We start from the raw sequence: 11,148 nt of genomic DNA, 5'->3' as shown, positions 1-11,148 counted from the left end.
CTTACTATTTAAATCGCTAAGAGTATTGCTATACAAAGATTTTTGCCTGGGTAAAAGTCTAGAAATCATCCGTTTTTAGTATAACTAGTGATAAAAGGCTAGATGTCAATATAGCATTTCCCAGTCTAATCAATTACACACCATATTGCTCACAGGTGTGCTATGTAATATTGAGTTATATATTATACTAAAAAATCTTTTTTACTACCTCTCCGACTTTTCAAACATTCTCTTCAAGGTACTTGTCTCTCGTAATTTGACCAAGGAATTGCAAATTTAACTAAAATCTATATTATACTAAGTCTACCCTGTTATCTATACAGAGTAGCCAATTAATAGATCATATATTACACTATCAAAGAATCTTGTAATTTTCACATTGATGGCGTTTAATTTACGCTTTTAGACATCGGGAAAATTGAATTGAGAATTGAATTGAGAATTTAATTGTGTCACCAATGAGCCAACTATTTAATTTACCAGAATCATCTACCATTTCTCGGCGTACACTGCTAAAATTGTTTGGTGTGGGTACGATAGTGGGAGTTACAGGTTACTCTCGTTTTAGTAAACCAAAGCCTTCTGTCTTTCAACCAGATAATCTGGATTTACCCAAGATATTAAATACTAACAAAACTGTTGCGGTAATTGGTGGGGGTTTAGCTGGTTTAGCTTGTGCATATCAATTAGTGCAACGGGGTTTCACTGTCACATTGCTAGAAAAATCTCCGCAATTGGGGGGGAAAATTGCCAGTTGGGAAATAGAAGCTGCGGGTGAAACGTTTAGAATGGAACATGGGTTTCATGGTTTTTTTCCACAGTATTATAACTTAAATAGTGTAGTTTCTGAACTGGGGATAAAAGATAATTTTCAATCCTTAAATTATTATTCTGTAGTTTACCACAATTCTCCATATCAACCGGAGGTATTTCGTCCTAGTCATTCTGCTTTTCCTTGGAATATTATCGACTTAGCTATTGCTTCTCCTAATCGCTTACAATGGGGAATAAATCTCACCAAAATTAAGCATTTACAAGTATTTCAAGCAATTACAGGTTTTCAAAGAGATAAAAATTATCAGCGTTTTGATAATATATCTGTTGCTGATTGGGTGAAGAGTGAATTTCCCCAAGGTTTATATGATTTGTATTTTCTTCCTTTTGCTAAATCTAGTTTAAATGCACCAGATTTAATGAGTGTTGGGGAATTAATGCAGTTTTTCCATTTTTACTTTTTTGGTAATCCTGAAGGACTAGCTTTTAATGGTACAAAAGACGATATGGGGACAAGTTTAGTCCAACCTATTGCTGAGGCAATTTTGCAAAATGGAAAAATTATTACAGATGCAAATGTGAGTGAAATTGTGGCGAATGAAGGTAAAATATCGGAAGTTAAATATTTTGTAGGTGACAATAATCATACAGTGCCTTTTTGGGTGCAGCGTAATTCAGTTGTCAAGGATGAAAAGATAGAATATTTTGGTGCTGCTGATGAAGTTTATGCTGTCAAAAAAGACAATCAGGAAGCAATTTCTTTAACTTGTACCCATCAAGGTTGCACAGTGAAAATGGCAGAGGATGGACAATTTCACTGTCCTTGTCATGGTGCTGTATTTACAGCAGATGGAAAAGTGGTTAAAGGACCAGCAAAAAGAGATTTAGCTAAATTTAAAGTAGTACAAAAAGAAGATGATAATTTACAACTTTTAGCAGTTAATCCAGAGTCATCATCACCAGAAATAATTAACGCTGATTATTATGTTTTAGCTACGGATGTTCCCGGAGTAAAACAATTATTTAAACGGATGAGTGGGGATATAGATAAAAATGTGAAACAAGTGCGATCGCAAATTGAAAAATTAAGTATTGCTGATCCTTTTGCTGTTTGTCGTTTCTGGTTTGATCAAGATTTTAATTGGGAACATAGCAATTTTACATCTTTATCTGGTTACAAATTAACTGACAGTATTACTCTTTATCATCGCATTCAAACCCAATTTATTGAATGGGCAAAAAAAACCGGGGGAAGTGTAGTAGAATTACACGCTTACTGTTACAAAGAAAAGGAATTTCCTAACCAAGAAGCTTTGTTAACAACTTTTGAAGAGGAACTTTATGATATTGTTCCTGAGTTAAAACAAGCCAAATTATTACATCGAGAATTAGTTAATCAACATAACTTTTCTGGATATCCACCTAATAGTTATACAGAACGTCCAGAAACTACCACAACTTTAACTAATTTATTTTTTGCAGGTGATTGGGTAAAAATGCCTTTTCCTTGTGGTTTAATGGAACGGGCTGTGAGTAGTGGTTTACTAGCTGCGAATGAAATTTTACACCGTGAAGGTTTGCAGCAACGAACACTTTTAACAGTTAATCCAGAGGGAATGTTGCAAATTTAATATAGGAGGAGTCAGGAGTCAGGAGTCAGGAGTCAGGAGTCAGGAGTCAGGAGTCAGGATAATAAGAATAAATTTCTTCCCTATTCCCTATTCCCTATTCCCTGTTCCCTATCACCTGCCATATTCACTTAAATTTAAACCGATCACACCCACAATTATTAATACTATGGATACAAATTTCATCAGCGTAAAAGATTCACGAAACCAAACAATACCAATAATACTAATTAAAACAGTACCCAAACCCGCCCATACTGCATAAACAATACTAACTTCTAGTTTTCTGAGAGAAAGAGTCAAAAAAGTTAAACAAAGTCCATAGAATACAAAGATGAAAATTGAAGGTAATATTTTAGTAAATTCTTGAGAAAGTTTCATGCAAATTGTACCAGAAACTTCAAACAGAATTGCTATAATTAGGTAAAGCCAACTTATTAACATACAGTGCAAAATTAGGGTTTTTCAATTATCTCTAGAAAACAACCGAATTTCTATAAAATACTTTACTTTCAACTCTGTTACCGTACAAGAAACCCACCCCCAACCCCCTCCCCGCAAGCGATGAGGGGGCGATGATGTACCTCATAATAAAGGAATAAGCTGTAAATAATCTCCCATAGCTGCGGTAAAACCAGCAAATGAACTATAATCTTGAGAAACAATAGAAACCACCTAACTTCTCAGCATTGGCGGAAGTATAGATTTGAAGAATTTAATAACGTATGACAGCGTAAAATACCTAATAAAATGTCACATCGTGTGAAAAACTTATATTTAAGAAAAACTTATATTTAATTTGTTGGTAACTGTGGATTCGGTAATTAACACCAGCGGTTTTCCCAAAAATTCTCCAACTACAGCTAAAATCAAAAATATCAACAGCGATCGCTCAACTCACCAGTCCACTCTGGTAGACATTGTTTGTGTAGTAGCGTATACTGTACGGTAAATGTAGCCATATTATTGCGCCTTCTATTCGCCCAAAACTTGATTCAACTATGGAAGTCCTAGAACTCAAACGCGAAATCGAAACGTTGTCTAGCCGCCTGGGTAAAACCCAGGACTATCTTTGACGTACCTGCACTCAAAGCCAAAATTCAAGACCTAGAACAAATATCAGCCCAGCCAGAATTTTGGGACGACCAAAACCAGGCACAACAAACATTACAAGAACTCAACGATCTGAAATCTCACCTGGATCAGTATTATCAATGGCAAGCAAATCTAGAAGATACAAAAGCAGTCGTTGAACTATTAGAACTAGAAACCGACGAAGCACTACTACAAGAAGCAGAAACCACCGTTACTAAATTAAATCGTGACCTTGACCAGTGGGAATTACAACAATTACTATCGGGTCCTTATGACTCTCAAGGTGCAGTTTTAACCATTAACGCCGGTGCAGGTGGCACAGATGCCCAAGACTGGGCATTTATGCTCATGCGGATGTATACCCGTTGGGCAGAAGACCACGGTTACAAAGTCACATTAGCTGAAGAATCAGAAGGCGACGAAGCGGGCATTAAATCAGCTACCCTAGAAATTACAGGTCGTTATGCCTATGGTTACTTACGTTCGGAAACTGGTACTCATCGCCTAGTCAGAATTTCCCCCTTTAACGCCAACGGTAAACGACAAACCAGTTTTGCCGGGGTGGAAGTTATGCCACAAATAGATAACTCTGTAAAATTGGAAATACCAGAGAAAGATTTAGAAATCACTACATCTCGTTCTGGTGGTAAAGGTGGGCAAAACGTCAACAAAGTGGAAACCGCAGTGCGAATAGTTCACATCCCCACAGGTTTAGCAGTGCGTTGTACAGAAGAACGTTCTCAACTGCAAAACAAAGAAAAAGCCCTAGCCCGTCTCAAAGCGAAATTATTAGTCATTGCCCAAGAACAACGCGCCCAAGAAATCGCCGAAATTCGCGGTGATATGGTAGAAGCTTCCTGGGGCAACCAAATCCGTAACTATGTCTTTCATCCTTACCAAATGGTCAAAGATTTACGTACAAATACGGAAACAACCGCCATTACTGACGTGATGAATGGTGAAATTGATGCTTTCATTCAAGCCTATCTGCGGCAAGAAAATCAATTGGTAGAGGGTTAGGTGATTGGTGATTGGTGACTGGTGACTGGTGACTGGGAGGATGAATAACCCAATGCCCCATGCCCAATGCCCAAATGATGTAAAGTTATATGTAGACAGATGAATCAAAAAATCATGAGCAATACTCCTGCAAACGAACCCAAACCCAGCTACGTCAAACTAGCCATGCGAAACATGGTAAGAAAAGGTGGCACATCCCTCAAACATTTTGGACTAACTGCTGTAGGATTGTTAGCTGTCTTAGTTGGTCTTGCTTACCTCACTCGCTAACAAAGGTGATTGCGTGCTTTCTCAATTTGAACCCCCTAAATTTGAACCCCCTAAATTTGAAATATTTATAGAAAACTGTGATCAAGAGTCTTCCCCAGTTGTAGCGGAAAACATCTGGGAAAGCTGGTTTCAAAAATGGCTGGAAATTCTCACTCCTGAACTTCCACAGGCTTTAAGTTATGAAATCGGGCTGCGTTTGACAAATGATGCCGAAATTCAAGAATTAAACGCCCAATATCGTCAACAAGATAAACCCACAGATGTTTTAGCCTTTGCAGCCTTAGAAAACAACTTCCCCCAAACCGAGGAAATGCTGGCTGCTCAACCTTTGTACTTGGGCGATATCATTGTGTCTATAGATACTGCTGCTCGTCAAGCTGAACAACAGGAACATAGTTTAACCACAGAGTTAGCTTGGTTAACGGCTCATGGGTTATTGCATCTTTTAGGCTGGGATCATCCTGATGAGGAAAGTTTGATGGAAATGTTAAAAAAACAAGTAATTTTACTACATTCGGTAGGTATTATTGTTAACTTAAAATAGCGGATGTAGACAGGATATTGACATTGGGTGGCGATGATTACAAAATTATTGTCACAAATTCTTTAAAATTGCCTCAAACTCTTATTCTACCCTTAAAATTAATCAAGATTACCACCTGATAAGATTTGTATTCTCCAGTATATGTCCCAACAAGTTTCCCCATCAGCAACACCAAAGCGCTTACCAACCCTTGTGTCTAAAGAACGGGAGTTTTCCTGGCAAATAGCCTCTAATTTATTTGTGAGTTTTAAGTATGCTTGGGCTGGAATCAGCTATAGTTTTCACACTCAACGCAACTTTCGTATTCATGTAGCTGTTGGCTCTTTTGCGATCGCATTGAGTCTTTTTTTGCACCTAAAACCTGTAGAAATAGCTATCATTGCTATCACTAGCGGTTTGGTGTTGACGTTGGAGTTAGTGAATACAGCGATTGAATCTTTGGTAGATTTAACAGTTAAGCAAACTTACCATGACTTAGCTAAAATCGCTAAGGATTGCGCTGCTGGGGCTGTACTGGTATCTGCTTTTGTAGCTTTGCTAGTGGCTGCTATACTTTTACTTCCCCCTTTATTAGCTTTAATCATGACTGCTATTTAAAGGGGTTCTAACAGTGCAATTTTCGATATGATTGATGTAATTGGATTTTTTACCAATTACCAATTACCAACCTAAATCTAAAATCCAAAATCCAAAATCCAAAATCTAAAATTGTCTTAGGTACAAATTGTGATTATAGTTATTGATAATTACGATAGTTTTACATATAATTTAGTACAATATTTGGGAGAACTAGCCGTAGATTTCCCAGTTGCTGCTGATTTAAAAGTTTTTCGTAATGATAAAATCACTGTAGAGGAAATCAAGGCTTTAAAACCAGATGCAGTGGTAATTTCTCCAGGTCCTGGTCGTCCAGAAGATGCAGGAATTTCCTTAGATGTAATTGCCAACCTGGGTTCTAGTTTACCAATTTTAGGTGTTTGCTTAGGACATCAAAGTATTGGTCAAGTATTTGGTGGTAAAATTGTTTCCGCACCAGAATTGATGCACGGTAAAACTTCCTTAGTATCTCATAAGGGAGTAGGGGTTTTCCAAGGATTAGAAAATCCTATTACAGCTACCAGATATCATAGTTTAGTGATTGACCGTGAGACTTGCCCGGAAGTATTAGAAATCACCGCTTGGGTGGAAGATGGGACAATTATGGGAGTACAGCACCGGAACTATCCTCACATTCAGGGAGTCCAATTTCATCCAGAGAGTGTTTTAACTGCTGCGGGTAAGCAGTTACTCAGAAATTTTCTGGAACAATTACAGGTAAGAGAGTGATTCATGAAACGACGAGAATTATTGGGTTATGCTGGTGCTGGTTTAGCAACTGCTTTAGTTACTAATTTCAGTTCTCACCTGCCAGTTAATGCCCAATCTAGTGGTGTATCAGTTCAGTGGTTGGGTCACACCTGCTTTTTGTTTACTGGTGGGGGTGTAAAAATTCTCGTCAATCCTTTTCGGAATCTCGGTTGTACTGCTGGTTATCGTCCCCCCAAAGTTGTAGCGGATTTGGTAATGATTAGCAGTCAATTGTTAGATGAAGGTGCGGTGGAAGGACTACCGGGAAATCCTAAGCTGATTTATGAACCGGGTGTGTATGAATTTAAAGGTTTGAAGTTTCAAGGAATTTCTATAGATCACGATCGCAAAGGTGGCAGACAATTTGGTAAAAATACTGTTTGGAAATGGACTCAGGGGGGAATTAATATTTTACATTTAGGTGGGGCGGCTGCACCTATTTCTCTTGAACAAAAAATCCTCATGGGTCGTCCTGATGTAGCTTTAGTTCCCGTGGGTGGTAGTGCTAAAGCTTATAATGCCCAAGAAGCAAAACAAGCTGTGGGGGTGTTAAATCCTAAGTTGGTGATTCCTACCCATTATCGCACTCAAGCCGCTGATCCTAATAGTTGTGATATTACACCTGTGGATGATTTTCTGAATTTAATGTCGGGTGTGAATGTGCGCCGCAATAATGGGGATACGGTGAATATTGCTTCTGGTACATTGCCGGAAAGTACGGAAATTCAAGTTTTGAGTTATCAATTTTAACTTGGTGAAAACAAGACTGCAAACAAAAAGCGATCGCCTTTTTTTTCAGATTTAGTCAGATTAAATCAAAAGTGCGATCGCTAATTTTTAGTTACAAATAATTCTTAATTCTGAAAATCTTGATATAGCAACAGTCAGGAGTCAGAAGTTCCAGGAGTCGTAGGGGCGAAGCATTCGGAAAACAACCTGGGATAAAAATTGATAATTTATCGCCCGAATGCTTCGCCCGTACAGGAGTCAGGATCAAGTTTTTTCTTCCCAATCACCAGTCACCAATCCCCAGTCCCCAATCACTTATGCTGTATACCATTCTGGAGTCAGCTTATCTGCATCAGCAATAGGTGTTTCAGTAGCGATTGTTCCATCCATAGTCCAGATTTTATCTGCACCTGTTTGTTGATCTCTCCAGTAAACATCAGTCTTACCATCACCGTTAAAGTCACCAAGAGATGCGGTATAACCAGGGGTGTTGCTGGGTAAGAAGGCTTCAGAACTGATGCTAGTACCATCCATTAACCAAGCTGTGTTTTCGCCGGTTGTGGCATTATGCCAGAAGATATCGGTTTTACCATCGGCGTTGAAATCACTAATTTTAGCAGTCCAACCTTCGCCAAGAGTGTTAACAACACCTTCGGTAACAAAAATACCGTTCATTGTCCAAATCTTGTTCTCACCGGTTGCAGTGTTGCGCCACAAAATATCTGTCTTTAAGTCGCCGTTGAAATCTCCAAGAGAATAACCCCAAGAGACATCTTGAGATTGTAAATTGTATTTGGTGGCTTCGCTACCATCCATAAACCAAGCTGTGTTTTCGCCGGTGGTAGTATTGCGCCAGAAAATATCGCTTCTACCGTTACCATCAAAGTCAACGATGGTTGCTGTTAAAGCTACATCTGTGGTTTCTAAAACAGTGGCACTAACTACAGTTGTTCCGTCCATTTGCCAAATAGCATTTTGACCGGTGGTGTTGTTACGCCAGAAAATATCGGTTTTGCGATCGCCATTAAAATCGCCAATTTCTGCTTTCCAACCTGGATCAACTCTATCTAATGTCAGGAAACTAGCAACTCTTGTTCCATCCATTAAGACAACTACATTTTCACCAGTTTGTTCATTGCGTAATAAGAAATCTGTCTTATTATCGCTGTTGAAATCAGCAGTTTTATAACTCCAGGTTGATAGGTCATAAGTACCTAAAGAAGCCTGTTCAATAACTGTTGTACCATTCATCAGGCGCACTAAAATTTCACCTGTTTGGACATTCACCCACATTTTATCAGTTTTTCCATCACCATTGAAATCTGGAACAATGGCGGCACTGGTTAAATAAGGATTGGGATTTGGGTTAGCACTTAAAGGTGGTAATGTGGGTAGATTATTTGTAGGTAAATCACTTGGCATTTGGGGCAATAATGAATCTGCTGGTGAAGGTGCAGAACTACCACCACCGGGCAGTGAGATATCAAGAGGGCTTGTCAAATCTTGTGATGTTTGGCGAGATTCTACCGCCCAACTTGTTGTATTTAAATCTAATCCTGATTTACTAGGCATGGTCTGTTTTTATGAGTAATTAATATAAAGTTTTAATTTATGGAAAATAAAGATTCTGTAAATAACAAACATTTACTAAAAAAAATAACGGACAATTGTTATTGTTTATAGATATTTTAGAGATGTTGAAAATGATGAATTATGAAAAATTAAAAGTTATCCATGAGCAATCAAAAAAACTTTTATTTTTTGTTGATCAATGTCAGAATTTAAGCATCAAATCCTGTTTTGTTGACAATACCTTTAGATCCCCGTTGAAGAAGTCGGGGATCTGAGTAATTCAAAATTGGCTAAAATAATTGAGATTAGCAATTACAAACTTTACTGAGTAACTTTGCTAAAGTTAAAAACAACACTATATCTTTGAAGGTAAATCGGCTATGAAATCAGAATATCGGCAACGTCGTGAACAGGTAATGTCGAAAATTGGGCAAGGAACAGCGATTTTTCACAGCGCACCCACAGCAGTCATGCACAACGATGTCGAGTATGTTTACAGACAAGATAGTGATTTTTATTACCTGACTGGTTTTAACGAAGCGCAAGCGGTAGCAGTGTTAGCACCCCATCACGAAGAACATCAGTTTATTTTGTTTGTGCAACCCAAAGATAAAGAAAAGGAAGTTTGGAGTGGTTATCGTTGCGGGGTGGATGCTGCAAAGGAAATTTATGGTGCAGATGCAGCTTATCCTATTGCAGAGTTAGATGAGAAATTACCGCAATATTTAGAAAAAGCAGATCGGATATATTATCATATTGGACGGGATGGTAATTTCAACGAAAAAATTATCAAACATTACCAACGTTTACTGCGTACCTATCCCAAACGGGGAATAGGACCCACAGGGATAGAAGATACCAGCACAGTTTTACACAGTTTGAGATTACATAAAAGTAAAACCGAACTAGACTTAATGCGTCAAGCGGCGGATATTGCAGTGGAAGCACACAACCACGCTTTAAATATTACCGCACCGGGAAGATATGAATATGAAATACAAGCAGAAATAGAACACATTTTCCGTTTACGGGGGGGTATGGGTCCTGCTTATCCTTCCATTGTTGCGGCGGGAAGAAATGCTTGCGTTCTGCACTACATTGAAAATAATTGTCAGATGCAAGAAAACGAATTGTTATTAATTGACGCTGGTTGTGCTTACGGTTATTACAATTCAGATATTACCAGAACATTTCCCGTAGGTGGGAAATTTACAGGAGAACAAAAAGCGTTATATGAAATAGTATTGGCAGCACAAAAACAGGCGATAGAAGAAGTTAAACCAGGTAATGCTTTTGATGCACCTCATAAAAAAGCAGTGCGGATTTTAACAGAAGGTTTAGTAGAATTAGGTTTATTGAAAGGAGAGATTGATAAATTAATAGAAGAGGAAAAATATAAACCATTTTATATGCACAGAACGAGTCATTGGTTAGGGTTAGATGTGCATGATGTGGGAATTTATCAACATGGAGAAAACCCGCAAATTTTACAACCGGGACAGGTTTTAACCATAGAACCGGGTTTATATATTGTACCGGATACTGAACCAGCAGAAGATCAACCAGCAATTGATCCGCGTTGGGTGGGAATTGGAATTAGAATTGAGGATGATGTGTTGGTTACTGCTACTGGAAATGAGGTTTTAACTGCGGGGGTTGCGAAGGAAATTGAGGATGTAGAAAGATAATTTGTAGGGTGCGTTAGAGAAGGGTAACGCACCGATAATGTAGAGATTTTAGCAAATTAGAGCAGGGGAATTATTGCCAGGAATTATCGCCAGGGAATAAATTCCCTGTCTAAAAGCTGAAGTCGGTTAAAACCGACTATTTTTAGAGTGCGTTTTAACGCACTTTTGCTATTAGCCCAGAAATTCATTTCCGGGTGGGTGTGGAAGCTAACAGATAAACTGGGAATAGTTTATATATTTAGATACAATTGAAAGTATTTATTTTTTTATTTTTTTGTTTTTCAGTGAGGTGGGATATTATTTCATGATGTTACGAGATATTTAATACATTATCTATAATTCTTTCTATTGCTAATTCTTTCTCCTTAATTATATATAGGTATTTCATGATTAGCTCAATAATCTCATTTATGGTAATAGTCTTTTCTAAATTTTTATACCGATATAACATAGTACCTTGATTATACTGGTTAAAGTTTCT

The 11,148-nt window shown here is 38.0% G+C and carries 12 protein-coding genes; 9 read left to right on the top strand and 3 right to left on the bottom strand.

Annotated elements, in window-relative coordinates:
- Positions 1 to 458: 458 nt before the first annotated feature.
- On the top strand, positions 459 to 2,405 hold the full coding sequence (locus H5968_RS14210) for an FAD-dependent oxidoreductase (protein ID WP_187040483.1): 1,947 nt from the start codon (positions 459 to 461) through the stop codon (positions 2,403 to 2,405).
- A 111-nt stretch (positions 2,406 to 2,516) separates the two neighbouring features.
- Here the strand turns inward: H5968_RS14210 and H5968_RS14205 are convergent, their stop codons facing one another.
- Positions 2,517 to 2,846 carry a multidrug efflux SMR transporter gene (locus H5968_RS14205; protein WP_187040482.1) on the bottom strand — a complete coding sequence of 110 codons (330 nt, stop codon included), beginning with the start codon at positions 2,844 to 2,846 and terminating at the stop codon, positions 2,517 to 2,519.
- Positions 2,847 to 3,213: 367 nt separating this feature from the next.
- Between H5968_RS14205 and H5968_RS14200 the strand changes: the two genes are divergently transcribed.
- The 7 genes from H5968_RS14200 to H5968_RS14170 all read left to right on the top strand — a co-directional run bounded on the left by H5968_RS14200 (position 3,214) and on the right by H5968_RS14170 (position 7,428).
- Entirely contained in the window at positions 3,214 to 3,354 is a 141-nt protein-coding gene (locus tag H5968_RS14200) for a hypothetical protein (protein WP_187040481.1), read from the top strand.
- Between the two features lie 49 nt (positions 3,355 to 3,403).
- Positions 3,404 to 4,517 (top strand): peptide chain release factor 2 gene (gene prfB / locus H5968_RS14195; RefSeq protein ID WP_096571591.1). Its coding sequence is split into 2 segments (ribosomal slippage): positions 3,404 to 3,475 and positions 3,477 to 4,517, totalling 1,113 coding nucleotides; the frame shifts between segments, so codons are not numbered across the junction.
- A gap of 114 nt (positions 4,518 to 4,631) precedes the next feature.
- A complete protein-coding gene (locus H5968_RS14190; RefSeq protein WP_096572817.1) occupies positions 4,632 to 4,787 on the top strand; it encodes a DUF3285 domain-containing protein in 156 nt (51 codons plus the stop codon).
- Between the two features lie 13 nt (positions 4,788 to 4,800).
- Complete coding sequence (ybeY, locus tag H5968_RS14185) at positions 4,801 to 5,331, top strand: rRNA maturation RNase YbeY (protein WP_187040480.1); 531 nt, start codon at positions 4,801 to 4,803, stop codon at positions 5,329 to 5,331.
- A gap of 141 nt (positions 5,332 to 5,472) precedes the next feature.
- Complete coding sequence (locus H5968_RS14180) at positions 5,473 to 5,928, top strand: diacylglycerol kinase family protein (protein WP_187040479.1); 456 nt, start codon at positions 5,473 to 5,475, stop codon at positions 5,926 to 5,928.
- A gap of 129 nt (positions 5,929 to 6,057) precedes the next feature.
- Positions 6,058 to 6,657 carry an aminodeoxychorismate/anthranilate synthase component II gene (locus tag H5968_RS14175; protein WP_137668606.1) on the top strand — a complete coding sequence of 200 codons (600 nt, stop codon included), beginning with the start codon at positions 6,058 to 6,060 and terminating at the stop codon, positions 6,655 to 6,657.
- Positions 6,658 to 6,660: 3 nt separating this feature from the next.
- Positions 6,661 to 7,428, top strand: a complete 768-nt coding sequence (locus tag H5968_RS14170; protein ID WP_187040478.1) for an MBL fold metallo-hydrolase — start codon at positions 6,661 to 6,663, stop codon at positions 7,426 to 7,428.
- Between the two features lie 91 nt (positions 7,429 to 7,519).
- Here the strand turns inward: H5968_RS14170 and H5968_RS25155 are convergent, their stop codons facing one another.
- Both H5968_RS25155 and H5968_RS14165 read right to left on the bottom strand, forming a co-directional pair.
- Positions 7,520 to 7,690 (bottom strand): hypothetical protein, encoded by a 171-nt coding sequence (locus H5968_RS25155; protein ID WP_222620676.1) that lies wholly within the window; start codon positions 7,688 to 7,690, stop codon positions 7,520 to 7,522.
- A 32-nt stretch (positions 7,691 to 7,722) separates the two neighbouring features.
- A complete protein-coding gene (locus H5968_RS14165) occupies positions 7,723 to 8,979 on the bottom strand; it encodes a VCBS repeat-containing protein (RefSeq protein WP_187040477.1) in 1,257 nt (418 codons plus the stop codon).
- A 380-nt stretch (positions 8,980 to 9,359) separates the two neighbouring features.
- Here H5968_RS14165 and H5968_RS14160 point away from each other — a divergent pair, with 380 nt between their 5' ends.
- Positions 9,360 to 10,667: an aminopeptidase P N-terminal domain-containing protein gene (locus H5968_RS14160; RefSeq protein WP_187040476.1), complete on the top strand. Its 1,308-nt coding sequence runs from the start codon at positions 9,360 to 9,362 to the stop codon at positions 10,665 to 10,667.
- Positions 10,668 to 11,148 lie beyond the last annotated feature (481 nt).

The organism is Sphaerospermopsis sp. LEGE 00249 (assembly GCF_014299995.1).
Taxonomy (GTDB): Bacteria; Cyanobacteriota; Cyanobacteriia; order Cyanobacteriales; family Nostocaceae; genus Sphaerospermopsis; species Sphaerospermopsis kisseleviana.
The sequence above is the reverse complement of the archived record's forward strand: the minus strand, read 5'-3'. Positions and strand labels throughout refer to the sequence as shown.

Excerpts from the sequence above, each read along its gene's own strand:
- H5968_RS14210 (WP_187040483.1), top strand. The coding sequence starts at position 459 with ATGAGCCAACTATTTAATTTACCAGAATCATCTACCATTTCTCGGCGT.
- H5968_RS14205 (WP_187040482.1), bottom strand. The coding sequence starts at position 2,846 with ATGTTAATAAGTTGGCTTTACCTAATTATAGCAATTCTGTTTGAAGTT.
- H5968_RS14190 (WP_096572817.1), top strand. The coding sequence starts at position 4,632 with ATGAGCAATACTCCTGCAAACGAACCCAAACCCAGCTACGTCAAACTA.
- H5968_RS14180 (WP_187040479.1), top strand. The coding sequence starts at position 5,473 with ATGTCCCAACAAGTTTCCCCATCAGCAACACCAAAGCGCTTACCAACC.
- H5968_RS14170 (WP_187040478.1), top strand. The coding sequence starts at position 6,661 with ATGAAACGACGAGAATTATTGGGTTATGCTGGTGCTGGTTTAGCAACT.
- H5968_RS14165 (WP_187040477.1), bottom strand. The coding sequence starts at position 8,979 with ATGCCTAGTAAATCAGGATTAGATTTAAATACAACAAGTTGGGCGGTA.
- H5968_RS14160 (WP_187040476.1), top strand. The coding sequence starts at position 9,360 with ATGAAATCAGAATATCGGCAACGTCGTGAACAGGTAATGTCGAAAATT.